Origin of the sequence: Pseudomonas hamedanensis, from assembly GCF_014268595.2 — a bacterium.
Lineage (GTDB): Bacteria > Pseudomonadota > Gammaproteobacteria > Pseudomonadales > Pseudomonadaceae > Aquipseudomonas > Aquipseudomonas hamedanensis.
Window position 1 is genome coordinate 3,680,890 of the sequence record NZ_CP077091.1, and the last position, 23,911, is coordinate 3,704,800.

Genomic DNA, 23,911 nt, shown 5'->3' on the forward strand with positions numbered 1-23,911 from the left:
CCAGTTAATGTGCAGAAGGTTTTGCTCGCACCAAAACGGGTCATTTTCGATTGAAGACGCTACATTAGAGGGCGAGATTTTCCGCAATCCAGCGCTTTGCACCTTAATAGGGGTGAATTTGGGGCAAAAAACCCATGCTGGGGCACTGGCATGCAATTTGCTCCCTTGTGAGGCAGGTTGCCTTGGCAGAGTATTCGCGCCGGCATCACCCACATTTAAGGGCATCCACTACCAAGCCCTAAGCCACCCGGAGGACAGTATGTCGAAGACGGTTCAACTCATCAAAGATCATGACGTCAAGTGGATTGATCTGCGCTTCACGGACACCAAAGGCACTCAGCACCACGTGACCATGCCGGCTCGCGATGCGCTGGATGAAGACTTCTTCGAAGTCGGCAAAATGTTCGACGGCTCCTCCATCGCTGGCTGGAAAGGCATCGAAGCCTCCGACATGATCCTCATGCCGGTTGACGAAACCGCCGTTCTCGACCCGTTCACCGAAGACGCCACCCTGATCCTGGTGTGCGACATCATCGAACCTTCGAGCATGCAAGGCTACGACCGCGACCCACGTGCGATCGCCAAGCGCGCCGAAGAACACCTCAAAGCCACCGGTATCGGTGACACCGTGTTCGCAGGTCCAGAGCCTGAGTTCTTCATCTTTGACTCGGTGAAATTCAAGTCGGACATCTCCGGCTCGATGTTCAAGATCTACTCCGAGCAAGGTTCGTGGATGTCCGACCAGGACGTCGAAGGTGGCAACAAAGGCCACCGTCCAGGCGTCAAGGGCGGCTACTTCCCGGTTCCGCCGTTCGACCATGACCACGAAATCCGTACCTCCATGTGCAACGCGCTGGAAGAAATGGGCCTGACCGTCGAAGTTCACCACCACGAAGTGGCGACCGCCGGCCAGAACGAAATCGGCGTCAAGTTCAACACCCTGGTGAAGAAAGCCGACGAAACCCAGACCCTCAAGTACGTTGTGCACAACGTTGCTGACGCTTACGGCCGCACCGCGACCTTCATGCCGAAGCCACTGTACGGCGACAACGGCTCGGGCATGCACGTACACATGTCGATCTGGAAAGACGGCAAGAACACCTTCGCTGGCGAAGGCTATGCCGGTCTGTCCGATACCGCGCTGTACTTCATCGGCGGCATCATCAAGCACGGTAAGGCCCTGAACGGCTTCACCAACCCGGCGACCAACTCCTACAAGCGTCTGGTACCAGGCTTCGAAGCACCGGTCATGCTGGCCTACTCGGCTCGCAACCGTTCCGCTTCGATCCGTATTCCTTACGTGTCGAGCCCGAAAGCCCGCCGTATCGAAGCACGTTTCCCGGATCCGGCAGCCAACCCGTACCTGGCCTTCGCAGCACTGCTGATGGCCGGTCTGGACGGTATCCAGAACAAGATCCACCCAGGCGACGCTGCTGACAAAAACCTGTACGACCTGCCGCCTGAAGAGGCGAAAGAGATCCCACAAGTTTGCGGCAGCCTGAAAGAAGCCCTGGAAGAGCTGGACAAGGGCCGCGCGTTCCTGACCAAGGGCGGCGTGTTCTCCGACGACTTCATCGACGCTTACATCGCGCTGAAATCGGAAGAAGAAATCAAGGTTCGCACCTTCGTACACCCACTGGAATATGAGCTGTACTACAGCTGCTGATCCGGTAGCGCTGCGTAACGCAGCGTGACAAAAAGAGGCCTTCTTCGGAAGGCCTTTTTTATTGCCCGGATTTTATGGCCAACCAAGCCCCCTGTAGGAGTGAGCCTGCTCGCGATCGCGGTGGGCCATTGAAAAAGCTGGCGACTGACACGACGCCATCGCGAGCAGGCTCACTCCTACAGGGGATTTGTGGCGGCTGAATGATTCTGGATATGTTCCCAGTTGGGCCAACCGCCGCACCTGGCCTATGCTGCTATCCATCGTTTCCAACCCCGGTCGATTTCATGGGTCGCACCTTGCTCTTCCTTCTGCTGCTGACCGCCCTGCCCGCCGTCGCGCAGATCTACAAGTACACCGACGCCAACGGCAATACCGCGTACAGCAATCAGCCGCCGGACGGCGTGCAGGCACAACCGGTCGAGCTGCCGCCGCTCAATCGGGTCGAGCCGCAAACGCCGGCTGCGGCACCTGCGCCCGCCGCCGCCGAGCGCCAGGCGCCGCGCAATGCCTATGAGATTCTCGAGCTGGCCGGCCTGCCCGGCGATGAAGCCCTGCGCGCCAACAACGGCACCTTCACCGTCACTGTACTGATCAAGCCGCGCCTGCAACCGCCGCATCAGCTAAGGCTGGTACTCGACGAACAACCCTATGGCCAGCCAAGCAATGTGCCGGTTCTGCAATTGGTGAATATTGATCGCGGCGAGCATCGACTGGCCGTACAGGTGATCGACGGGCAAACCGTCATCCAGCAGAGCGCGCCCGCCGTCTTCACCGTGCAGCGGGTGCATACGCCATGAGGGTTTTATGGCTGGTCCTCTGCTGCCTGGCCCTGCCCGCTACGGCGCAAGTCTTCACCTACGTCGACGCCCAAGGCAATCGTGTCTACACCGATCAGCCGCGAGCCAACGCCCAGCGGGTGCCGATCGCGACCAGTAATAGCATGTCGGCGCCAACCGCCACTGCGCCGAGCGCCCCGGCCAGAAAACCAGCGCAACAGCCGCCGTTCCACTACGACATGCTGCGCATTCTGATCCCCGAACCCGACGCGACGATTCGCAACAGCGCCGGGGAACTGATCGTCAGCGTCACCAGCGAACCCGGCCTGCAGAGCGGTCATCGCTATCGCCTGCTGCTGGACGGCAAAAGTACCGGTGAGCCTGGACTCAGCCCGGTGTTCCCGCTGGCCAACATCGATCGTGGCAGTCATAACCTCTCGATCGAAATTCTCGACGCCCAGGGGCGGACGATCGAGCGCACGGCCAACCAGCCTTTCCACATGCTGCGTATCTCCCTGGCGCAGAAACGCCAGGTCAAACCCTGCGTTGCCGATGACTATGGCGTGCGTCCCGAATGCCCGCTGAAAGACAAACCGCCCGAGCCGAAAAACCCCTTCCTGCGTTTCTTCTAACGCCTTTGTGCATTGCGCACTATATTGGTGCAACAACTCGCAGCGTACTCATATCCCAACCCATTTTGGTTCGAAACTTCCCGCTTGAGCTGGCTCCGTGCCATACAAACGCGCGTCAAACGCCTGTTTCAGGCGCCGAACGCTTCTTTTCGGAGCCTTGGTTTGGTTTTTGCATTTTCCTTTTATCAGCGCTTTGTTCTCGCGCACGCCTTGCTCCAAAAGGGGTCCAGATGACCATAAGCGACGCAATCCACCGTTTGCTGCTCGACAACCTGACCACGGCGACCATCCTGCTCGATGCCGAACTGCGCCTTGAGTACATGAACCCGGCGGCAGAAATGCTCCTGGCCGTGAGCGGCCAGCGCAGCCACGGACAATTCATCAGCGAGCTGTTTACCGAATCCCCCGAGGCGCTCAATTCTCTGCGCCAGGCCGTGGAGCAGGCGCACCCGTTCACCAAGCGCGAAGCGATGCTCACTGCCCTTACCGGACAGACCCTGACGGTGGATTACGCGGTAACGCCGATCCTGAGTAACGGCGCGACTTTGCTGCTGCTGGAAGTTCATCCCCGGGACCGCTTGCTGCGCATCACCAAAGAAGAGGCGCAACTGTCCAAGCAGGAAACCAGCAAGATGCTGGTGCGCGGCCTCGCCCACGAAATCAAGAATCCGCTCGGCGGCATCCGTGGCGCCGCGCAACTGCTGGCCCGCGAGCTGCCGGAAGAAAGCCTGCGCGACTACACCAACGTGATCATCGAAGAGGCCGACCGTCTGCGCAATCTGGTCGACCGCATGCTCGGCTCGAACAAACTGCCGTCATTGGCAATGTGCAACGTCCACGAAGTGCTGGAGCGCGTCTGCCATCTGGTCGAAGCCGAAAGCCAAGGCTGCATCACCCTGGTGCGCGATTACGATCCAAGCATTCCCGACGTATTGATCGACCGCGAACAGATGATCCAGGCCGTTTTGAATATCGTGCGCAACGCCATGCAGGCGATCAGCAGCCAGAACGAACTGCGCCTGGGCCGCATCAGTCTGCGCACCCGCGCCATGCGCCAGTTCACCATTGGCCACATCCGCCATCGTCTGGTGACCAAGATCGAGATTATCGACAACGGCCCGGGCATCCCGGCGGAACTGCAGGAAACCATTTTCTTTCCGATGGTCAGCGGTCGTCCGGACGGTACCGGGCTGGGCCTGGCCATTACCCAGAACATCATCAGTCAGCACCAGGGCCTGATCGAGTGTGAGAGCCATCCAGGCCACACCACCTTCTCGATCTTTCTGCCACTGGAACAAGGAGCCACATCGACATGAGCCGTAGTGAAACCGTGTGGATCGTCGATGACGACCGTTCTATCCGTTGGGTTCTGGAAAAGGCCTTGCAGCAGGAAGGCATGACCACCCAGAGTTTCGACAGCGCCGACGGCGTGATGAGTCGCCTGGCCCGGCAGCAGCCGGACGTGATTATTTCCGACATTCGCATGCCGGGTGCCAGTGGCCTGGACCTGCTGGCGCGGATCCGCGAGCAGCATCCACGGTTGCCGGTGATTATCATGACCGCGCACTCCGATCTGGACAGCGCTGTCGCTTCCTATCAGGGCGGCGCCTTCGAATACCTGCCCAAGCCCTTCGACGTGGATGAAGCGGTGTCGCTGGTCAAACGCGCCAACCAGCACGCGCAGGAGCAGCAAGGCCTGGAAGTCGTGCCCGCGCTGACCCGCACCCCGGAGATCATCGGCGAAGCGCCGGCGATGCAGGAAGTGTTTCGCGCCATCGGCCGCTTGAGCCACTCCAACATTACCGTGCTGATCAACGGCGAATCCGGCACCGGTAAAGAACTGGTTGCCCACGCCCTGCATCGTCACAGCCCGCGCGCGGCCTCGCCGTTCATCGCGCTGAACATGGCGGCGATTCCCAAGGACTTGATGGAGTCGGAGCTGTTCGGCCACGAGAAAGGCGCGTTCACCGGCGCGGCAAATCTGCGCCGCGGACGCTTCGAACAGGCTGACGGCGGCACGCTGTTCCTCGACGAAATTGGTGACATGCCCGCCGACACCCAGACGCGCCTGCTGCGGGTGCTGGCTGATGGCGAGTTCTATCGCGTCGGCGGTCATGTCCCGGTCAAGGTCGATGTGCGCATCATCGCGGCGACGCACCAGAATCTGGAAACCCTGGTTCACGCCGGGAAATTCCGTGAGGACTTGTTCCACCGCCTCAACGTGATCCGCATCCATATCCCGCGCCTGTCTGATCGTCGCGAAGACATCCCGACCCTGGCCAAACACTTCCTCAGCCGCGCCGCGCAGGAGCTGGCGGTCGAGCCGAAGCTGCTGAAAAGCGAAACCGAGGAATACCTGAAAAACCTGCCGTGGGGCGGCAACGTACGGCAGTTGGAGAATACTTGCCGCTGGATCACGGTGATGGCTTCCGGACGCGAAGTGCATATCAGCGACCTGCCGCCGGAACTGCTCAACCTGCCACAGGACTCGGCCCCGGTGACCAACTGGGAGCAGGCGCTACGCCAGTGGGCCGACCAGGCCCTGGCCCGCGGCCAGTCCAGTCTGCTCGACAGCGCAGTGCCGGCCTTCGAACGGATCATGATCGAGACGGCGCTGAAGCACACCGCCGGGCGTCGGCGTGATGCTGCGGTGCTGCTGGGTTGGGGGCGTAACACCCTGACGCGCAAGATCAAGGAACTGGGCATGAAGGTTGATGGTGGGGATGATGATGAGGGGGAAGAGGGTTAATCCGCCTACATTACACCCGGTAGCTCCTGTGGGAGCGGGCTTGCTCGCGAATGCGGTGGGTCATTGAAATATAAGGTGACTGACACGACGCCTTCGCGAGCAAGCCCGCTCCCACATTTGTTTCCGGTGCACCGCAGCAAGGCACGATGAACCGTAATCGCGCACAGCATTACTGCCAGAGTTCTCGGCAAGCCCCTGGGTATTCCCACGCGCAATAAATACGAAAGCCCCGGATTCCGGGGCTTTCGTTTTGGCGATGCGATTTTTTGTTTCCGCAGATTTAAACCTGGCACGCCCCCTGCAATACCTCTCACAGGTGATTCGTTTCACCACCCGTTTCGGGGACCTTGGTACAGGCAGGCCGGGGATTCCCCTCTTTACACCGGGTCGCACCGCCGCGCGATGCGTCCACCCTTTTGGGATCCTTGGTACAGGCAGGCCGGGGGTTCCCTCTTTATACCGGGCTAACGCGGCAAGCGAAGCCCACTTTTTTGGGAACCCTGATACAGGCAGGTCAGGGATTCCCGCTTTTTCATCGCCGTTCGCGCCACGTTAATCAAACCGTGGCCGCTTGGGCAAATGATGCAAGGGCTGGTGTTGCGCCGTTGGGTCAAATTTTCTTGTTTCCTCTTCGAGCCTTTCCAGCATTCTCCCTGGACTGGGCTCAGCGAACGCGATTTCTCGCAAAGTTTCTTGCTCACCCATACTTGCCTTTTCGAAATGCTCAAGAAAGGACCAGACTCGGCGCTGCAAAAGTGCGCGCTCGACGAGGAACTCAGGCGTACGGATCAGATCCCTGATTTTTTTCATCATCGCAATGTTCGTCTGGTGGGTCAGCGAGCCCCAAAGGGCAATTTTCGCGGCGTGTTGCGCCTGTGGAATATTGCGCATCCAATGATCGATCACCAGATCGTGCGAGGATTTTCCCAACCAGAAATCTTTACCTGTTTGCCGACGTGCAGCGATTAACCGCCGAAAAGAGGCAGGGTCAGAAATCAGCGCGCCGGTCAGATCCAGCTCTGTTCTGAGTTCAACGGTTTCGGGGATAGATCTGATCAGGCTATTGGCCAGATCCAAACGTGTCCTGGGAATTTCGGGTGTCACGCCGTCCGGGAAGCTATTTATCCGAGTACGGCTAAGATCGACTTCCAGCAACGCCGTCATTCCCTGCAATGAGGGTGCTATCGCAAGCGGAGTTTGCGATAAGTTCAATATCTCAAGTCGCGACGGACCGTTCTGCAAACCGAGCCCGAGCGGTGGCGCGGATATGTCGGTATAGGACAGATCCAATATTCGCAAATCGGACATGTGGGTGACATCAGGCGCATGGCGCAATTCAGGATTATGGTAAAGATCAAGCACCTGTAACCGAGACGCTGCGGGCGCATCACCCAGTCCGAGAGGCACAAAGAGCAAATCACAAGAACGCGCGCGCAAGACGCGCAACTCGGTCATTCCCTGCACAGAAAGAGTCGGCCAAATACTGCAGTTCGTCAGGCTCAACTCCTGCAAGCGGGTCAACCGCGTGAAATGTTCAGAATTGGCCGGCAGCAAGAGCCGGCTGTCCTGCATCATCAATACGCTCAACGCAGGAAGTTTATTGATCTCGGCAAACAGCTCTTGGCTCTTGCCCCTGAATCCGCGCACGTCGAGGGATTCAATGTGGGAAAACATCGAGAATAAATTTTCCAGACTTCTCGAGGGGCTGCCCTCCAGGCGAAGAGAGACAATGGATTCAAGTCGAATCGAAAAACCCGGTAGCGCCAGATTCCCTCGACTTCCCAAGTCAAGTTCCAACTTGAAGCCGACCAGCCGCCCCTCACGGTAGACTTTCTCCGAACTCTCTCCCTGCCACTTGTACAGCCGGCGTATCTTGGCACCTATTGCCAGTCGCCGACTACGCTCTGCATCATCCTTGCCCTTATAACCCGCCTCCCAAGCCGTAACCTCACGGTTCAGTTGAGGAAACTCAAGCTGGAGCCGCTTCAGTTCCACCTCTGCGTCGGCCGCTTCACCAAATAGCGCAATGAAATCATCGGCATGCTGATCCGTCACGTCTGCAAAGTAGCGTTTGACCTGCGCCCGCGTGGCCGCGACAACGACCGGCGCTTGCCCACCCGAGGGTGCCGCGCCGGTGAGCCAGGGGCGATGAAAGTTGAACGGGTTGGCATCTGCCGGGGCATTGCCGTCCGCGCCGCCGCGCAAACCTGTGAGGATGCAAACCCAGGTGTTCCGCTCGTTCCGGGTGATGGCAAGGGTTTCACCGCTACGGCTGGCGCGGTAAATATTCGCGCTGTCTGTGGCGACGGGGTCCTCGGGATGAACCAGACGCCAAGTCTTGTATTCCGGGCGGGACGCATCAAGATCCTGCATCACCTGATACGCCTGTTCATTGATGGCCACATAGAGCTTGCCATCGTGTCGTATCACGCCGTCGCTGCCCGGTTCTGCACCACTGACATCCACTCCGGTACGAAAGGCTTGCAAGTTTGCGTCGGTCAGAGGATTGGTGCGTGCATTGAAGTCGCTGTGCGGATGCCAGATGCCGCTCTCGATATCACGCAGCAACCATGGGCCGGAGGGCAGCAACTCGCTGGGAAGTCGTGCGCGATACAACCCCGTGTCCAGGTCCACCCCGACAAGAACGATGCCACCGTCAGGCACCTCCACATACTGGCGATTTCTGTGCACCCTGAAACCTTCGCTGTCGGCATCCGGCAGTCCGGTCGCTGACTCCAGCCTGTAATGCTCAAGCGACCTGTATTTGAAGAGAAGGGTTTCAGCAGGCCGCGGCTGCGGGCGACCTTCGACCATCGGTGTCCGCAAGATCGTATCCCGGCCTGCATCATCGCCGAGCGAGGTGCTTCGCAGCTTCGAATCATCGACACGAACCGAAGAGGCCGTGCCATCGCGGCCGGGCGTGCCAGCCGGTGAAAAATCCTTGTCCGGATTTCGGTTCGAGTGGGTGTAAACCTCCGTATCCACGCGGGTGCTGCCACCGCGAGGTGGTTTTACTGGCATATTTCCATCCTTGAAAAGTCGCCCCTTGCATTCGTGCAAGAGACGATGGGTATTGGCATCCTGCCGCTTGAAGGGGCGAACGATAGCGTGCGCGAGCCTCGAATGGAGGTCGGAAAGATGGATAGTATCCGTGGGAAACAACGCCAAAGAGCGTCGGAGCGGACGGCGGTTAGGGGAACACCCTGCCTAGCGCTCTTGTAGGCGGATTTCCAGCCGCCAGCGATCATCGACTTCGCTGCCGGCCCAGTCACCCTGCAGCGGTCGTGCCGCCAGCACCGTCAGCAATAATCCGCCATCGCTTTTGCGCGCGCGCCAGTTCACGTCCTTGCCGTTGAGCCTGAGCTGGCCTTTTTGCGCCCGGCCCTCAGCCTGAAACAGTAATGCGATGGTGCCGTCGATGATTTCACCATGCAGTTTCGGTTCGTTGTTGAACCACACCACCAGGCCGCCATCGGTGACCTCAACCTGCTCCAGCACGCTCGGATCCGGCGTGGTCAGACGGCCGATCATCAAACCGACCATCAAACCGAAAATCGCCAGGGAACCGATCACTCGCGGGAATAGTTTCGAACGCCAGTCCGCTTGCGGCGTAGAATGCGCGTCATCTTTACCTTCGGAGCCGTGCATGTTTCACGTCATCCTTTTTCAACCAGAAATTCCGCCGAACACCGGCAACGTTATCAGGCTGTGCGCCAACAGTGGCTGCCACCTGCATTTGATCGAACCGCTGGGGTTCGAGATGGACGACAAGCGCTTGCGCCGCGCCGGTCTCGACTATCACGAATATGCCACGTTGCAGCGTCATGCTGATCTGGCCAGTTGCCTGGAAAGCCTGGGCAATCCACGGCTGTTCGCCTTCACGACCAAGGGTTCGCGGCCGTTTCATGATGCTGCGTTCGTGCCTGGCGATGCGTTTTTGTTTGGCCCGGAAAGCCGTGGCTTGCCAGGGGACGTTCTCGACGCCTTGCCTGCCGAACAGCGCCTGCGCTTGCCAATGCGAGAGGGGTGCCGCAGCCTGAACCTGTCCAACACCGTGGCGGTTGCCGTGTACGAAGCGTGGCGCCAGAACGACTTCAAATAACCACCACTGATCGTTCCCACGCTCTGCGTGGGAATGCAGCCCGTGACGCTCCGCGTCACTGGACGCGGAGCGTCCCTTGAGGCATTCCCACGCGGGAGCGTGGGAACGATCAGCAAATGTGGGAGCGGGCTTGCTCGCGAATGCAGAGTGTCAGATGACATCAATGTCGCCTGACACACCGTATTCGCGAGCAAGCCCGCTCCCACATTGGACTTGCGTCAACACATCGACCGATTATTGAACGGTCGGGGTCTCGCCGCTTTCCTGCATGCGCTGCAGCTCTTGCGCGTACAGGGCGTCGAAGTTTACTGGGGCCAGCATCAGCGCCGGGAACGAACCGCGGGTCACCAGGCTGTCCAGGGTTTCACGCGCATACGGGAACAGGATGTTCGGGCAGAACGCGCCCAGGGTGTGGCTCATCGAAGCCGCGTCCAGGTTCTTGATCAGGAAGATACCGGCCTGTTGCACTTCTGCGATGAAGGCGACTTCTTCACCGTTTTTCACGGTCACCGACAAGGTCAGCACGACTTCGTAGAAATCGCCTTCCAGCGCTTTCTGACGAGTGTTCAGATCCAGGCCGACCGCCGGGTCCCACTGCTGGCGGAAGATCGCCGGGCTTTTCGGGGCTTCGAAGGACAGGTCGCGTACGTAGATGCGCTGCAAGGAGAATTGCGGTGCGGTTTCTTCTTCGCTGGCTGCAGTGTTCTGTTGGTCAGTCATCTCAGATCCTTATCGATCTTGGGTCTTTTAGGGAGTGCTGTACGTGGGTGCAGCCGTTCAGGCCTTGAGCAGCGCGTCGAGTTTGCCGGCGCGCTCCAGGGCGTATAAATCATCACAACCGCCGATGTGCTGGCTGCCGATCCAGATCTGCGGCACGGACGTGCGCCCGGCCTTTTTGGTCATTTCGGCGCGCAGCTGCGGCTTGCCATCGACCTTGATCTCTTCGAAAGCCACGCCTTTGCTGAGGAGCAGAGACTTGGCTCGGGAGCAGTAAGGGCAGTAATCGCTGGAGTAGACGACGACATCTTTCATATCACTTCACCAATGGCAGGTTGTCGCCTTTCCAGCTGGAAATCCCGCCGGACAGCTTGGCGGCGGTGAAACCGGACTTCATCAACTCGCGGGCGTGGGTACCGGCGGTCTGACCGAGGGCATCAACCAGAATGATGGTCTTGGCCTTGTGCTTTTCCAGCTCGGCAACGCGGGCAGTCAGTTTGTCGTGGGGAATGTTCAGCGCGCCAACGATGTGGCCAGCGGCGTAATCCTTGACGGGACGGATGTCCACCACCACGCCTGCATCTTTATTGACCAGCGCGGTCAGCTCGCCGGTGCTCAGGCTTTTACCGCCGCCCTGCATCGTGTGCGCCAGCAACAGAGCCAGCAGTACGACGAAGATACCGACAAGAATGTAGTGGTTAGTGGCAAATTCAATCAGGTGAGCAACCATCGAAGGAGGTTCCAGGGCGTTAAAATGTCGGCCAGTATACACAGCCACTATGGTCGGCCAAACCCCGTCCGGCGGTGACGCGGTCGGAACTTCGCTTTAAACTCCAACTCCGTTTTGCATCGCCCTCTTCTTTATTAGCCACGAGTGGATTCCATGACGACTACGCCTAAACCTTTGGTCCTGATGATTCTCGACGGCTTCGGTCACAGCGACAGCCCCGAATCCAATGCCGTGTTTGCGGCGAAGAAGCCTGTCCTCGATCGCCTGTGGGCCACTGTTCCAAACGGCTTGATCTCGGGCAGCGGCATGGACGTCGGCTTGCCGGACGGCCAGATGGGCAACTCCGAAGTCGGCCACATGAACCTCGGCGCCGGGCGCGTGGTGTATCAGGATTTCACCCGTGTGACCAAAGCGATCCGCGACGGCGAGTTCTTTGAGAACCCGACCATCTGCGCCGCTGTGGACAAAGCCGTGGCCGCCGGCAAAGCCGTGCACTTCATGGGCCTGCTCTCCGATGGCGGCGTGCACAGCCACCAGGATCACCTGATCGCCATGGCCGAACTGGCCTTCAAGCGCGGCGCCGAAAAAATCTACCTGCACGCCTTCCTCGATGGCCGCGACACGCCGCCGAGAAGCGCCGCGTCGTCGATCGAACTGCTCGACGCAACGTTCCAGGCTTTGGGCAAAGGCCGGATCGCCAGCATCATCGGCCGTTACTTCGCCATGGACCGTGACAACCGCTGGGACCGCGTGGGCCAGGCGTACAACCTGATCGTCGACGGCAACGGCGAATTCAACGCCGCCACCGCGCAGGAAGGCCTTGAAGCCGCCTATGCCCGTGGCGAGAGCGACGAATTCGTCAAAGCCACCTCCATCGGCGAGCCGGTGAAAGTCGAAGACGGCGACGCCGTGGTGTTCATGAACTTCCGTGCCGACCGCGCCCGCGAGCTGACCCGCGTATTTGTCGAAGACGACTTTAAAGAGTTCGAACGCGCGCGCCAGCCGAAACTGGCCGGCTTCGTCATGCTGACCCAATACGCCGCCAGCATCCCCGCGCCATCGGCGTTCGCCGCTGGCAGTCTGGAAAACGTCCTCGGCGACTATCTGGCGAAAAACGGCAAAACTCAGCTGCGCATCGCTGAAACCGAGAAATATGCCCACGTGACATTCTTCTTCTCGGGCGGGCGCGAAGAACCGTTCCCGGGCGAAGAGCGCATCCTGATCCCGTCGCCAAAAGTCGCCACCTACGACCTGCAACCGGAAATGAGCGCCCCGGAAGTCACCGACCGGATCGTCGACGCCATCGAAAACCAGCGCTACGACGTGATCGTGGTCAACTACGCCAACGGCGACATGGTCGGCCACAGCGGTGTGTTCGACGCGGCGGTAAAAGCCGTTGAATGCCTGGATACCTGCGTCGGTCGTATTGTTGAAGCGCTGGAAAAAGTCGGCGGCGAAGCATTGATCACCGCTGACCACGGCAACGTCGAGCAAATGGCCGACGAATCCACCGGCCAGGCGCACACCGCACACACCACCGAGCCGGTGCCGTTCATCTATGTCGGCAAGCGCGACCTGAAAGTGCGCGAAGGCGGCGTGCTGGCGGACGTGGCACCGACCATGCTGATGCTGCTGGGGCTGGAAAAACCGGCGGAGATGACCGGTACCTCGATCCTGGTCTGACCGAATAGCCCAAACACCGCAAAACCCTTGTAGGAGTGAGCCTGCTCGCGATAGCCATCTGACAGTCAACTACCCTGTTGAATGTGAGAAAGCCATCGCGAGCAGGCTCACTCCTACATTGGTGTGCAGTGTTTTTCTGTCCAGTTATCACACAGCCCCAATTGGGCGTTTTTTTTGCAGCCTCGGGCGGGCATACTAGGCCGTCCCTTACCCTGGTGCCGCCCGCCCCTATGCTTCGCGTCCTGATCGCCCTTGCTCTGACCTGCCTGCTCCAACCGGCCTTCGCTGACGAGCGCGCGCAAACCCAACAGCAACTGGACGCCACGCGTCAGGACATTGCCGAGTTGAAAAAACTCCTGGGCAAGCTCCAGGAAGAAAAGTCCGGCGTGCAGAAAGAGCTCAAGGGCACTGAAACCGAGATGGGCAAGCTGCAGAAGCAGGTCGACGCGCTGCAGAAAGAACTGCAGAAAAGCGAATCCGAGCTGCAGCGGCTCGATGCAGAGAAAAAAAAACTCCAGAGCGCGCGCACTGAACAGCAGCGACTGATCGCCATTCAGGCCCGGGCGGCCTATCAGAACGGTCGCCAGGAATACCTCAAGCTGCTGCTCAACCAGCAGAACCCCGAGAAGTTCGCCCGCACCCTGACCTATTACGATTACCTGAGCCAGGCGCGCCTGGAGCAGTTAAAGAGTTTCAACGAAACCCTGCGCCAGTTGGCCAATGTCGAAAAAGACATCGGTTTGCAGCAGGCGCAACTGCTGGTGCAGAAAAGAGACCTCGACACCCAACGCGAAGCACTCGAGAAAGTCCGCAAGGAGCGTCAGCAGGTCCTCGCCAAACTCAACGATGACGTGAAAGCCCGCGATCAGAAACTTGCCGCCCGCGAGCAGGATCAGGCAGACCTGTCTAAAGTCCTTAAAACTATTGAAGAAACCCTGGCCCGCCAGGCTCGTGAGGCAGAAGAAGCGCGGCAAAAAGCGCTGATCGCCCAGCAGGAAGCGGAAAAAAAGCGCTTGCGTGAGGCGCAGGCTGACACCAGCGACGCCCCACGCAAACCCGTCAGATCAAGCCCCGGCGCACTGGTATCGAGCAGCGGCGAAACGTTTGGCGGGCCTTTTGCTGCAACCCGGGGAAAACTTCCGTGGCCGGTTGATGGTCGATTACTCGCACGCTTCGGTGAAAGCCGTGGCGACGATGCCCGGACCAAGTGGGATGGCGTGATGATCAGCGCTTCCGCCGGCAGTCAGGTGCATGCCGTACACGGCGGGCGCGTGGTGTTTGCCGACTGGCTGCGCGGTGCCGGGCTGCTGGTGATCCTTGATCACGGCAATGGTTTTCTGAGTCTTTACGGTCACAACCAGACGCTGCTCAAGTCAGCGGGGGATGTGGTCAAAGCGGGCGAGTCGATTTCCACTGTCGGTAACAGTGGCGGTCAGGACACGCCCGCGCTGTATTTCGCAATTCGTCAGCAGGGTCACCCGAGTGATCCGGCGCAATGGTGTCGTGCGCAAGGATAAGCACGTAACCTAATTCAGGAGTTCGTTCGACATGCTGCATTTGTCCCGCCTTACCTCGCTGGCCCTGACGATCGCCCTGGTGATCGGCGCGCCTCTGGCGTTCGCCGCGCAACCGGCCCCGACCGTCGCTCCGGCAGGCACTGCCGCGACCGCCAAGGCACCGTTGCCGCTGGAAGAGTTGCGCACCTTCGCCGAGGTCATGGACCGGATCAAAGCCGCGTACGTCGAACCAGTGGACGACAAGACCCTGCTGGAAAACGCGATCAAGGGCATGCTCAGCAACCTCGACCCGCATTCGGCCTACCTCGGCCCGGAAGACTTCACCGAACTGCAGGAAAGCACCAGCGGTGAGTTCGGCGGCCTGGGCATCGAAGTCGGCGCCGAAGACGGCTTCATCAAAGTCGTCTCGCCGATCGATGACACGCCCGCGTCGAAGGCTGGCATTCAGGCTGGCGACTTCATCGTCAAGATCAACGGCCAGCCAACCCGCGGCCAGACCATGACCGAAGCCGTCGACAAGATGCGCGGCAAGATCGGCCAGAAAATCACTCTGACTCTGGTCCGCGACGGCGGCACGCCGTTCGACGTGACCCTGGCGCGCGCAGTGATTCAGGTGAAGAGCGTCAAGGCGCAACTGCTGGAATCGGGCTACGGCTACATCCGCATCACCCAGTTCCAGGTCAAGACCGGTGAAGAAGTCTCCAAAGCCCTGGCCAAGCTGCGCAAGGACAACGGCAAGAAGCTCAACGGCATCATCCTTGATCTGCGCAACAACCCCGGCGGCGTGCTGCAATCGGCGGTGGAAGTGGTCGACCACTTCATCACCAAGGGCTTGATCGTCTACACCAAAGGCCGGATCGCCAACTCCGAGTTGCGATTCTCGGCTACCGGCAAGGACGAAAGCGAAGCGGTGCCAATGGTCGTGCTGATCAACGGTGGCAGCGCCTCGGCCTCGGAAATCGTCGCCGGCGCCCTGCAGGATCAGAAACGCGCCGTGGTCATGGGCACCACCAGTTTCGGCAAGGGCTCGGTGCAAACCGTATTGCCGCTGAACAACGACCGCGCGCTGAAGATCACCACCGCGCTGTACTTCACACCGAACGGCCGCTCGATTCAGGCCCAAGGCATCGTCCCGGACATCGAAGTGCGCCGCGCGAAGATCACCAACGAAGCCGACAGCGAATACTTCAAGGAAGCCGATCTGCAAGGTCACTTGGGCAACGGCAACGGCGGCGCCGACAAACCTTCCGGCTCCGCAGGCAAGGCCAAAGCCATGCCGCAGGATGACGATTACCAGTTGGCCCAGGCCCTGAGCCTGCTCAAAGGGCTGAGCATTACCTCCGGCCGCTGAGGATGTTGCTGCGCTTTCTCGGCGTCCTGTTGTGCTGTCTGGCGGGTGCTGCGCATGCAGAGCCCACCAGTCCAGCGCCGCACAAGGCCTATCTGACATTGATCATCGACGATCTGGGGCAGAATCTGCCCCGGGATCGCCGTGTACTCGCCCTGCCCGGCCCGGTGACGGCAGCGATCATGCCCGACACCCCTCACGCCACCGAGTTTGCCCGCGAAGCCCATCGCGCCGGCAAGATCGTCATCCTGCACATGCCCATGGACCCGGCCACCGGCCCCTATGCCTGGCATCCTGAACTGCCCATCGAAGAACTGCAGAAACGCCTGAACGCCGCGTTTGAAAAAGTACCGTTCACCGCCGGTATAAACAACCACATGGGCAGCCGCATGACCGCACAGCCAGCGGCAATGGCGTGGCTGATGGGTGAGTTGCAGCGACGACACAAGTTCTTTGTCGACAGCCGCACCAGCGCGCAGACCGTCGCCGCTCAGCAAGCGCAAAAAATCGATCTGGCCAGCGTTTCGCGGGATGTTTTTCTGGATGACGAGCGTACCGAAGCGGCGATTACCAATCAGCTTCAGACCGCGATCGCATTGGCGCACAAGCAGGGTTCAGCAGTCATGATCGGCCATCCGTATCCGCAGACCCTGGCAGTGCTGGAACGCGAACTGCCGAAGCTGAAGGCGCAGGGCATCGACTGGATCGATGTCAGGCAAATGATCAGCGTGCGCAGCAATCGCGCCATGGCGGGTCATGGCAAGGGCGGCGTGTATCGGTAATACGCTGTCACGCGTGAACATACATAGTTACCGCCATGGGCCTTGCCCGCATCCGGATAGTGAGACCTGCAAAAGGTCGCGACTCCCCCGAGTCGCATTCAACTATCGAGGATTGACCATGAGCACGCATGACAAGACGGCCGTCTCGGCCGAGCAAATGAAAACCATCCGTTACGACAACCTGCTGATCAATTTCACAACGGAACTTCTGCGCATCTGGGACACCACCGGTTCGCGAGCAAAACCAGCAGCCTTTTGGCGCCCAACGCCCCCAGCCGATGTGCTTCCCGGCTTCTTTTCGTTGGGCGACGTTGTGATCGATGAGCACAAAAACATTAGCGGCAGACACGTGGTAGCCGTGGTTTGCGAGGACGAAGCAGCCCGTACAGATCCGGCCAAAGGCAAAGCACTGGCTCGGCCTGATGATTACGAGCTTATCTGGAAGGATTCAGGCTCCGGATCGAAGAAAGACGGGGCCATCTGGCGCCCTGTTCCTCCCGAGGGTTACGTGGCGCTGGGATCGGTATGCTCCGACGGCCACGACAAACCTTCATTCAACGCGATACGTTGTGTGCGCGCCGATCTGGTTATCGCTTCAGCCTCCGGCGAACCGCTGTGGTCCGACAAAGGCAGCGGAGCTCGACAAAGCATTTGCGCCTGGGGCGCCATACCGCCAGTGCCCTCTGCGGATGAAATCCACTTGGCGCCAGGTACGTTTCTTGGCTTCAACGGTTACTCCAGACCGGCTCATTTTCTCGCCTACTCGTTGCGCTTCAGGATGCCGGTCGAGGACCGCCCTTTACCTCCCGCACCGGTACTTGAGGGTGTAACACCACCTTCTGTGCAAAAACCAGAACAACCGACCGGTTGCGTCCGACTGCCGTGGTTCACGGTAAAGGATCCGCAGCTCTCGCCACCCGAACAACTGCGTAACTCGCCCTTCTACGACTTGCAGCGCACGGATCATTATCAGCTCGTCGGCCATAGTCATAACCGCACAAACGCCACCACCACGTCCCGCTGGACCGTCGCGCGCAGCCAGCGCTCAGGCAGCTTACTAGCGTTCAGCGAACTCACCTCGATCGAGTTCGATGCGCAATGGCAAAACCAGGCTGCACAGCCATTCCAGTTCAAAGCGCGATTAAATGGTGGGTTCACCCGCAGCGACACCCACTCGAACCAATGGCACGACACCGGGCGCCTCGAGGTCGCCGCCATCGTCCCCAGAAACAGCGCATTAGCAGTCTATGTGTTGCAAAGTGACTACACGCTGCTGCGCGCGGACGGAAGTCGCGTTACCAGCGACATCAGTCACACCGACTGCAGCAGCCTGCATTTCAGTGAATACACGCCACCGGAACCGACGGTGACAGGCTCCGCCGCCGAGCCAGCGCTCGCACAAGCGCCAGCCGCTACAGATAGCGCCCCATGATTTCATCGACCACGCCTTCTTTGCGCAGTTGATCCAGCGCGGTCTGAAGCTTGTTCACGACTTCGTCGGAAACCTCCTTGTTCAGCGCCAGATACAACTCGGCGCTGTTAAAGCGCAGCACGGTCTTCAGACCGGTCACGCCATCCTGCCGTGCCAGATAACGCCCGGCAGGATCGCCGGTGGCCCACAGATCAATCTGACCGTTGACCAGTTTCTTCGCGTTGTCCTGATCGCGCAGCACCACCACAGGCTTGAGGCCCTGCTTGGTCAGGGTCTCGGCAATCGCATCGCCCTTGTAGGCGCCGATCTTGTATTGGCGGGCGTCATTGAGGGTTTGGAGGGTGATCTTGCTGTCGGCCCTGGCTAACAGGATCCAGTCGTCGGGGCCGATCGGGCCAACCCATTTGAAGCGGTTTTCCCGATCGGGCAAACGCGCCATTACAAAGGCGCCGTACCCTGGATTTTCCAGCGCAAGCTTGTAGACACGCTCCCAAGGGAAACGCAGGGTCAGGCTGTACGTGAGGCCGGCGCGCTGGAACATTTCGCGGACAATGTCGGTGGCGATGCCGTTGATGTTCTCGCCCTGGGCGAAATTCTTGCCGTTCTTCGCCATGTTGTACGGCGGGAAGTTTTCGGTGAGCAGCACCAGATCGGTGGCGGGACCGGTTTCGGCCCGAGCGGTGTTGAACAACAACACCGAGGCACTGGCAAGCACAAGAAGCAGGTGTTTGATCATGTCGGGCTACCGGAATCCATGGCGTGCCCAAGAGTGCCTTGGGTGCGCCATGGTGTCCACTGGCCGGCACGAAATCAATGCACTTCGGTCCAGTCGGGAGCGGCGGCAAGACATCGCCACGGTGGACATTTTTTAACTACCCCGACAATAAAAAACAGTTGAAAGCCTTTTCAAAAAAACACTTGCCTTACATTTCGCTACAGCACAAACAACACCACAACGGAGAATTCAAATTAGAGTTATTAAAACCAGACTTCATTATTTCAACCTTCGACCAAGGACCGGTCATGAATTACAAATCAAAAGTGGCAGCAACACTTGCCTTCCTGACAACCACCTTCGCTGTGGCGTCTTGTTCATATGCTGTCCCGGCACCCGCGGAGCCGGTTCTTTTGCATAATGCTCTTGGCCAGAACAATCACTTGAACGGTATCGGGCAGATCATCAAAGGAGACCGCCGCTATTGCACGGCTTTTCTCATCGACAACCGCGACGCTGACAATAATACAGACGCTCCGGCGTATATCCTGACCAACGGACATTGCGCATCAATCCGGATTGGAACAGTCGCGGATATGACCTATCAGGGCCAGGTGCAATTTAATTATTTTCAAGACACGCTGCTGGAGGCCAAGCGTTACGACATCCAAAAGATCAACTGGGCCAGCCTGGCTGGCACCGATGTAGCGATCATGGAATTGAACAGTTCGCTACAAGCGGTGATCGCCGACGGCATCAACCCCCTCAAGGTGGCACGCAAAGCGCCCGACGAACTCACCCAAGTCAGGGTCATCGGCGCGCCCGCAAGCGCGCCAGGCCTCAGGCTCTCGTCCTGCACCCAAGAGCCAGCAGACACCACGCTCATCAAATATCTGACCGTTCATACCGATTACCAGAAGCAGGATTGCAAAGGCATCGAACCGGGGTCATCCGGTTCCCCGGTCATTGATATCGCTACAGGGGAAGTCACCGGTGTCATGTCGGGAACCACTTACGCAATCACAGCGAGCGACCTGTGCTTCTGGCATGGACTTTGTGCAAAGCCTGATCGTCAATCCGTTTTGCCTGATCAGGCCAGCCAGAGTTTCCCGATCGATTATTTGATGTCTTGTTTTTCTGACGGCCGCTTCAACATGAATGCGCCCGCCTGCTCGCTGAAGCCTGACTTCAATTTCAGAGCCAGAACCGACGCAGACGTGACACTTTATAAAGCACCTCAGAAAGAACATGAAAAGAGGCCAGACTGGGACGTCAGGTTTTCAATGAGCACTGACTTCTTTCGATTCAAAACTGTGCGCGACGCACATGCCTGTTACTTGCCAGAACATTACAGCAACCCGATCGATATCAGCACCGGCCTTGTTGATGCACCTATCGGCAGTGAGGCGGGCTTATATTATCTGTGCCTGGTGGGTGTCGACTCAGTTGATCAACAACTCATCGAGGGAAACTTACGCAACACACAAGTCCTGCCGGCACGCCTAGTCAATCCAGGCGGGATTTCACTGCCTGAACCAGCGCCTCACCTCAAGCACGGCAGTGACGAGCTGTTGATCGAATATCGTCAGAACACGGATCGTAATATCTGGACTCAGGTATACGTTGGGGCGGTCGACTCAACAGACTGCGCCGGCATCGATTCGAGAAGCTACACCAAGATAGGCGACAGCTTCCTGATACCCAACGAAGCCCTGCCGTTGACGCTGTGCAGCTACACCATGGATCGCGACTTCAATACGTCGGCGGTGCGCACCGAGATATTGCAAAAACCTTGACCCGTCGGGCTGCAAGCCGGGCGGAGAGTAACCCGTATGGGTCCCGCCCGGCAGCATGCAGACTCAACCTGATCAGCGCATGACGATGCCGCGCTTGGCCATGTACGCCTTGGCTTCCTGCACGGTGTATTCGCCGAAGTGGAAAATACTCGCCGCCAGCACCGCGCTGGCATGGCCTTCGAGAATGCCGTCAGCCAGGTGCTGAAGGTTGCCGACACCACCGGACGCGATCACCGGGATGCCCAGCGCATCGCTGATGGCGCGGGTCACGCCGAGGTCGAAGCCATTCTTCATGCCGTCCTGATCCATGCTGGTCAGCAGGATCTCGCCAGCGCCCAGGCCTTCCATTTTTTTTGCCCACTCGACCGCGTCAAGGCCGGTTGGCTTGCGCCCGCCATGGGTGAAGATTTCCCAGCGCGGGGTTTCGCCGGGGCCGGAGACTTTCTTGGCGTCGATGGCAACGACGATGCACTGCGAGCCGAAATGCTGCGCCGCTTCGCCAACGAATTCCGGGTTGAACACGGCGGCGGTATTGATCGACACCTTGTCCGCGCCGGCATTGAGCAGGTTGCGGATGTCCTGCACGGTACGCACGCCACCGCCGACGGTCAGCGGAATGAACACCTGGCTGGCCATGCGCTCGACGGTATGCAGCGTGGTGTCACGCCCATCGACGCTGGCGGTGATGTCGAGAAAGGTAATCTCGTCAGCGCCCTGCTCGTCATAACGACGGGCGATTTCCACCGGGTCACCGGCATCGCGGATGTTTTCGAACTTCACACCTTTGACGACCCGGCCGTTGTCCACGTCCAGGCAAGGGATGATGCGTTTGGCCAGCGCCATGGTCAGTCCTCAGCCTTGGTACGAATCGCAGAAAGCTTGCGCTTCGGCGACATCGAGAGTGCCTTCATAAATCGCCCGGCCGGTGATTGCACCGATGATGCCCGGTGCCATGGCGTCGAGCAGCGACTTGATGTCACCCAGGTTATGGATGCCGCCGGAAGCGATCACCGGGATCTTCGTCGCAGCGGCCAGCGCGGCGGTGAACGGTACGTTGCAGCCCTGCATCATGCCGTCTTTGGCGATGTCGGTATAAACGATCGATGACACGCCGTCGGCTTCAAATTGCTTGGCCAGGTCGATGACCTGCACGGTGCTGATCTCAGCCCAGCCGTCGGTGGCGACGAACCCGTCTTTGGCATCCAGACCGACAATGATTTTGCCCGGGAAGGCGCGGCAGGCTTCAGCGACAAACGCCGGATCCTTCACCGCTTTGGTGCCGATGATCACGTAGCTCACGCCGGCCTTGACGTAGTGCTCGATGGTTTCCAGCGAGCGGATACCGCCACCAATCTGGATCGGCAGGGTCGGGTAGCGCTTGGCGATTGCGGTGACCACTTCGCCATTGACCGGCTGACCTTCGAACGCGCCGTTCAGATCGACCAAATGCAGACGACGGCAACCGCCCTCCACCCACTTGGCAGCCATGCTCACCGGATCATCGGAGAACACCGTGGAATCTTCCATACGGCCTTGGCGCAGACGGACACAGGCGCCGTCCTTGAGATCGATAGCGGGAATAATCAGCATCTGGCAAACCTTAAAATTGGAATGTTCAGCTTGGCTCGGGAATCAATTTTTCTCGAGCGCCCACAGGTCACTTTCGATGCTTTCAAACCGCTCCTTGAGGTGGGTCTGCACATCGAAAATCGCCCTGTTGTAATAGTGCGGAGCAATCTCGCGGGTAAACAGCTCAAGAATTTCCGCCGCTTCGAACGAACCCAGGTCCAGTTCGAAACGGTCTTCCATGAACCGCTGAATCTTGCGATTGGCCTCGCTCTCCTGCTCGGCAGTGAGCGTCAGGATCGGCGGCTTGGACTTCTTGGCAGCCATTTACCAGCGACCGTCCCACGCGGCGAAGTTCTGCAGCAGTTGCAGACCGTGGGTATGGCTTTTCTCCGGGTGGAACTGCACGGCGAAACGCGAACCATCGGCCAATGCTGCGGCGAAATCGACCCCGTAATGACCGCTGCCCACCACCTGCCGCGCGTTGGCGGCGGCAATGTAGTAGCTGTGCACGAAGTAGAAACGCGCCAGATCCGGAATGTCGTGCCAGAGCGGGTGACTGATGTTCTGCTTGACCTCGTTCCAGCCCATGTGCGGAACCTTCAGGTGCTCGCCGTCTTCATGCAGATCCTTGCCGAAGAACTTCACCGCGCCGGGGAACAGGCCGATGCAGTCGACGCCGTCGTTCTCTTCGCTGCTGTCGAGCAAAGCCTGCATGCCGACGCAGATGCCGAGAAACGGCCGATCCTGGCTGACCTCACGCACCAGCGAGTCAAAGCCGAGGCGACGGATCTCCGCCATGCAATCGCGAATCGCGCCAACACCGGGGAAGACCACGCGGTCGGCTTCGCGTATCACGTTCGCATCGCTGGTGATCAGCACCTTGCCGGCGCCAACGTGCTCCAGGGCCTTGGCCACCGAGTGCAGGTTGCCCATGCCGTAGTCGATAACTGCAACCGTCTGCATTACAGAACGCCTTTGGTCGACGGCATTTGCCCGGCCATGCGCTCATCCAGCTCGACGGCCATGCGCAGCGCGCGGCCGAAAGCCTTGAACACGGTTTCGATCTGGTGGTGAGTGTTGGTGCCGCGCAGGTTGTCGATGTGCAGGCTGACCAGCGCGTGGTTGACGAAGCCCTGGAAGAACTCCTGGAACAGGTCAACGTCGAAGCCGCCGACGGTGGCGCGGGTGTACGGCACGTGCATTTGCAAGCCCGGACGACCAGAGAAGTCGATGACCACACGCGACAGCGCCTCATCGAGCGGCACGTAGGCGTGACCGTAACGACGGATGCCTTTCTTGTCGCCGATGGCTTTGGCGAAGGCCTGGCCGAGGGTGATACCGACGTCTTCCACCGTATGGTGGTCGTCGATATGCAGATCGCCCTTGCATTCGATATCCAGGTCGATCAACCCGTGACGGGCAATCTGATCCAGCATGTGCTCAAGAAAAGGAACACCGATATCGAATCGGGCCTTTCCGGTGCCATCAAGGTTGATCGAGGCTTTGATCTGGGTTTCCAGAGTGTCGCGCTCGACAGACGCCTTACGTTCGGCCATCACCAGCTCCGCAAAATCATTGGGCGAAAAAGGCAGCCATTATAGGCACGCAGGAGGCAAACAGAAACACGAGAGGTGATATGGCTGACGGATAGAACGCCCGGCTGTCGCGGGTAGACATGTCCATACAAGCCATTACAG

The 23,911-nt window shown here is 59.2% G+C and carries 23 protein-coding genes; 12 read left to right on the forward strand and 11 right to left on the reverse strand.

Annotated elements, in window-relative coordinates; genetic code table 11:
- The first annotated feature begins 259 nt into the window (after nt 1-259).
- The 5 genes from glnA to ntrC all read left to right on the forward strand — a co-directional run bounded on the left by glnA (nt 260) and on the right by ntrC (nt 5,823).
- Nucleotides 260-1,666 (forward strand): type I glutamate--ammonia ligase, encoded by a 1,407-nt coding sequence (gene glnA / locus HU739_RS15865; protein ID WP_186552128.1) that lies wholly within the window; start codon nt 260-262, stop codon nt 1,664-1,666.
- 284 nt (nt 1,667-1,950) lie between these two features.
- Complete coding sequence (locus tag HU739_RS15870) at nt 1,951-2,463, forward strand: DUF4124 domain-containing protein (protein ID WP_186552129.1); 513 nt, start codon at nt 1,951-1,953, stop codon at nt 2,461-2,463.
- On the forward strand, nt 2,460-3,074 hold the full coding sequence (locus tag HU739_RS15875; protein ID WP_186552130.1) for a DUF4124 domain-containing protein: 615 nt from the start codon (nt 2,460-2,462) through the stop codon (nt 3,072-3,074). The genes HU739_RS15870 and HU739_RS15875 overlap by 4 nt, the downstream gene beginning before the upstream one ends.
- Before the next feature lie 230 nt (nt 3,075-3,304).
- Nucleotides 3,305-4,390 carry a nitrogen regulation protein NR(II) gene (glnL, locus tag HU739_RS15880; RefSeq protein WP_186552131.1) on the forward strand — a complete coding sequence of 362 codons (1,086 nt, stop codon included), beginning with the start codon at nt 3,305-3,307 and terminating at the stop codon, nt 4,388-4,390.
- The gene (gene ntrC, locus HU739_RS15885) at nt 4,387-5,823 is read left to right on the forward strand and encodes a nitrogen regulation protein NR(I) (protein WP_186552132.1); all 1,437 of its coding nucleotides are present in this window, start codon (nt 4,387-4,389) and stop codon (nt 5,821-5,823) included. The genes glnL and ntrC overlap by 4 nt, the downstream gene beginning before the upstream one ends.
- Before the next feature lie 552 nt (nt 5,824-6,375).
- Here the strand turns inward: ntrC and HU739_RS15890 are convergent.
- Complete coding sequence (locus tag HU739_RS15890; RefSeq protein ID WP_186552133.1) at nt 6,376-8,844, reverse strand: leucine-rich repeat domain-containing protein; 2,469 nt, start codon at nt 8,842-8,844, stop codon at nt 6,376-6,378.
- A 186-nt stretch (nt 8,845-9,030) separates the two neighbouring features.
- A complete protein-coding gene (locus HU739_RS15895; RefSeq protein ID WP_186552134.1) occupies nt 9,031-9,471 on the reverse strand; it encodes a hypothetical protein in 441 nt (146 codons plus the stop codon).
- Here HU739_RS15895 and HU739_RS15900 point away from each other — a divergent pair.
- A complete protein-coding gene (locus HU739_RS15900) occupies nt 9,470-9,925 on the forward strand; it encodes a tRNA (cytidine(34)-2'-O)-methyltransferase (protein ID WP_186552135.1) in 456 nt (151 codons plus the stop codon). The two genes, HU739_RS15895 and HU739_RS15900, sit on opposite strands and share 2 nt — an antisense overlap.
- Before the next feature lie 234 nt (nt 9,926-10,159).
- Here the strand turns inward: HU739_RS15900 and secB are convergent, their stop codons facing one another.
- The 3 genes from secB to HU739_RS15915 are packed head-to-tail and all read right to left on the reverse strand — an operon-like array spanning nt 10,160 to nt 11,372.
- Nucleotides 10,160-10,645, reverse strand: a complete 486-nt coding sequence (secB, locus tag HU739_RS15905; protein WP_016772114.1) for a protein-export chaperone SecB — start codon at nt 10,643-10,645, stop codon at nt 10,160-10,162.
- A 57-nt stretch (nt 10,646-10,702) separates the two neighbouring features.
- Entirely contained in the window at nt 10,703-10,957 is a 255-nt protein-coding gene (grxC, locus tag HU739_RS15910; protein ID WP_186548424.1) for a glutaredoxin 3, read from the reverse strand.
- Between the two features lies 1 nt (nt 10,958).
- Nucleotides 10,959-11,372, reverse strand: coding sequence for a rhodanese-like domain-containing protein (locus tag HU739_RS15915; protein WP_186533775.1), 414 nt, complete (start codon nt 11,370-11,372; stop codon nt 10,959-10,961).
- Between the two features lie 153 nt (nt 11,373-11,525).
- Here HU739_RS15915 and gpmI point away from each other — a divergent pair, with 153 nt between their 5' ends.
- From gpmI to HU739_RS15940, 5 genes are all read left to right on the forward strand, one after another.
- Complete coding sequence (gene gpmI, locus HU739_RS15920; RefSeq protein WP_186548426.1) at nt 11,526-13,055, forward strand: 2,3-bisphosphoglycerate-independent phosphoglycerate mutase; 1,530 nt, start codon at nt 11,526-11,528, stop codon at nt 13,053-13,055.
- A gap of 230 nt (nt 13,056-13,285) precedes the next feature.
- Entirely contained in the window at nt 13,286-14,572 is a 1,287-nt protein-coding gene (locus tag HU739_RS15925) for a murein hydrolase activator EnvC family protein (protein ID WP_186548428.1), read from the forward strand.
- Between the two features lie 31 nt (nt 14,573-14,603).
- Nucleotides 14,604-15,923: a S41 family peptidase gene (locus tag HU739_RS15930; protein ID WP_042608642.1), complete on the forward strand. Its 1,320-nt coding sequence runs from the start codon at nt 14,604-14,606 to the stop codon at nt 15,921-15,923.
- A 2-nt stretch (nt 15,924-15,925) separates the two neighbouring features.
- Nucleotides 15,926-16,702 (forward strand): divergent polysaccharide deacetylase family protein, encoded by a 777-nt coding sequence (locus tag HU739_RS15935; RefSeq protein WP_186548430.1) that lies wholly within the window; start codon nt 15,926-15,928, stop codon nt 16,700-16,702.
- A 118-nt stretch (nt 16,703-16,820) separates the two neighbouring features.
- Nucleotides 16,821-18,134 (forward strand): Vps62-related protein, encoded by a 1,314-nt coding sequence (locus HU739_RS15940; RefSeq protein ID WP_186548432.1) that lies wholly within the window; start codon nt 16,821-16,823, stop codon nt 18,132-18,134.
- On the opposite strand, the gene HU739_RS15945 is transcribed toward HU739_RS15940, so the two are convergent.
- A complete protein-coding gene (locus HU739_RS15945) occupies nt 18,115-18,870 on the reverse strand; it encodes a substrate-binding periplasmic protein (RefSeq protein WP_186548434.1) in 756 nt (251 codons plus the stop codon). The two genes, HU739_RS15940 and HU739_RS15945, sit on opposite strands and share 20 nt — an antisense overlap.
- A gap of 23 nt (nt 18,871-18,893) precedes the next feature.
- On the opposite strand from HU739_RS15945, the gene HU739_RS15950 reads away from it, so the two are divergent.
- Nucleotides 18,894-20,645: a trypsin-like serine peptidase gene (locus HU739_RS15950; RefSeq protein ID WP_186548436.1), complete on the forward strand. Its 1,752-nt coding sequence runs from the start codon at nt 18,894-18,896 to the stop codon at nt 20,643-20,645.
- 72 nt (nt 20,646-20,717) lie between these two features.
- Here the strand turns inward: HU739_RS15950 and hisF are convergent, their stop codons facing one another.
- The 5 genes from hisF to hisB are packed head-to-tail and all read right to left on the reverse strand — an operon-like array spanning nt 20,718 to nt 23,770.
- A complete protein-coding gene (gene hisF, locus HU739_RS15955) occupies nt 20,718-21,488 on the reverse strand; it encodes an imidazole glycerol phosphate synthase subunit HisF (protein WP_007909211.1) in 771 nt (256 codons plus the stop codon).
- 9 nt (nt 21,489-21,497) lie between these two features.
- Complete coding sequence (gene hisA / locus HU739_RS15960) at nt 21,498-22,235, reverse strand: 1-(5-phosphoribosyl)-5-[(5-phosphoribosylamino)methylideneamino]imidazole-4-carboxamide isomerase (RefSeq protein WP_186548438.1); 738 nt, start codon at nt 22,233-22,235, stop codon at nt 21,498-21,500.
- 42 nt (nt 22,236-22,277) lie between these two features.
- Nucleotides 22,278-22,538, reverse strand: coding sequence for a DUF2164 domain-containing protein (locus HU739_RS15965; RefSeq protein ID WP_137218353.1), 261 nt, complete (start codon nt 22,536-22,538; stop codon nt 22,278-22,280).
- Nucleotides 22,539-23,177, reverse strand: coding sequence for an imidazole glycerol phosphate synthase subunit HisH (gene hisH / locus HU739_RS15970; protein ID WP_186548441.1), 639 nt, complete (start codon nt 23,175-23,177; stop codon nt 22,539-22,541).
- The gene (gene hisB, locus HU739_RS15975; RefSeq protein ID WP_007909204.1) at nt 23,177-23,770 is read right to left on the reverse strand and encodes an imidazoleglycerol-phosphate dehydratase HisB; all 594 of its coding nucleotides are present in this window, start codon (nt 23,768-23,770) and stop codon (nt 23,177-23,179) included. The genes hisH and hisB overlap by 1 nt, the downstream gene beginning before the upstream one ends.
- Nucleotides 23,771-23,911: the final 141 nt, after the last annotated feature.

What these genes read in the sequence shown, in the direction of transcription:
- hisF (WP_007909211.1), bottom strand. Translation starts at nt 21,488, where the DNA reads ATGGCGCTGGCCAAACGCATCATCCCTTGCCTGGACGTGGACAACGGC.
- HU739_RS15965 (WP_137218353.1), bottom strand. Translation starts at nt 22,538, where the DNA reads ATGGCTGCCAAGAAGTCCAAGCCGCCGATCCTGACGCTCACTGCCGAG.
- glnA (WP_186552128.1), top strand. Translation starts at nt 260, where the DNA reads ATGTCGAAGACGGTTCAACTCATCAAAGATCATGACGTCAAGTGGATT.
- HU739_RS15870 (WP_186552129.1), top strand. Translation starts at nt 1,951, where the DNA reads ATGGGTCGCACCTTGCTCTTCCTTCTGCTGCTGACCGCCCTGCCCGCC.
- gpmI (WP_186548426.1), top strand. Translation starts at nt 11,526, where the DNA reads ATGACGACTACGCCTAAACCTTTGGTCCTGATGATTCTCGACGGCTTC.
- grxC (WP_186548424.1), bottom strand. Translation starts at nt 10,957, where the DNA reads ATGAAAGATGTCGTCGTCTACTCCAGCGATTACTGCCCTTACTGCTCC.
- ntrC (WP_186552132.1), top strand. Translation starts at nt 4,387, where the DNA reads ATGAGCCGTAGTGAAACCGTGTGGATCGTCGATGACGACCGTTCTATC.
- HU739_RS15945 (WP_186548434.1), bottom strand. Translation starts at nt 18,870, where the DNA reads ATGATCAAACACCTGCTTCTTGTGCTTGCCAGTGCCTCGGTGTTGTTG.
- HU739_RS15925 (WP_186548428.1), top strand. Translation starts at nt 13,286, where the DNA reads ATGCTTCGCGTCCTGATCGCCCTTGCTCTGACCTGCCTGCTCCAACCG.
- HU739_RS15895 (WP_186552134.1), bottom strand. Translation starts at nt 9,471, where the DNA reads ATGCACGGCTCCGAAGGTAAAGATGACGCGCATTCTACGCCGCAAGCG.
- glnL (WP_186552131.1), top strand. Translation starts at nt 3,305, where the DNA reads ATGACCATAAGCGACGCAATCCACCGTTTGCTGCTCGACAACCTGACC.
- hisB (WP_007909204.1), bottom strand. Translation starts at nt 23,770, where the DNA reads ATGGCCGAACGTAAGGCGTCTGTCGAGCGCGACACTCTGGAAACCCAG.
- HU739_RS15900 (WP_186552135.1), top strand. Translation starts at nt 9,470, where the DNA reads ATGTTTCACGTCATCCTTTTTCAACCAGAAATTCCGCCGAACACCGGC.
- HU739_RS15915 (WP_186533775.1), bottom strand. Translation starts at nt 11,372, where the DNA reads ATGGTTGCTCACCTGATTGAATTTGCCACTAACCACTACATTCTTGTC.
- HU739_RS15940 (WP_186548432.1), top strand. Translation starts at nt 16,821, where the DNA reads ATGAGCACGCATGACAAGACGGCCGTCTCGGCCGAGCAAATGAAAACC.
- hisH (WP_186548441.1), bottom strand. Translation starts at nt 23,177, where the DNA reads ATGCAGACGGTTGCAGTTATCGACTACGGCATGGGCAACCTGCACTCG.
- HU739_RS15930 (WP_042608642.1), top strand. Translation starts at nt 14,604, where the DNA reads ATGCTGCATTTGTCCCGCCTTACCTCGCTGGCCCTGACGATCGCCCTG.
- hisA (WP_186548438.1), bottom strand. Translation starts at nt 22,235, where the DNA reads ATGCTGATTATTCCCGCTATCGATCTCAAGGACGGCGCCTGTGTCCGT.
- secB (WP_016772114.1), bottom strand. Translation starts at nt 10,645, where the DNA reads ATGACTGACCAACAGAACACTGCAGCCAGCGAAGAAGAAACCGCACCG.
- HU739_RS15890 (WP_186552133.1), bottom strand. Translation starts at nt 8,844, where the DNA reads ATGCCAGTAAAACCACCTCGCGGTGGCAGCACCCGCGTGGATACGGAG.
- HU739_RS15875 (WP_186552130.1), top strand. Translation starts at nt 2,460, where the DNA reads ATGAGGGTTTTATGGCTGGTCCTCTGCTGCCTGGCCCTGCCCGCTACG.
- HU739_RS15935 (WP_186548430.1), top strand. Translation starts at nt 15,926, where the DNA reads ATGTTGCTGCGCTTTCTCGGCGTCCTGTTGTGCTGTCTGGCGGGTGCT.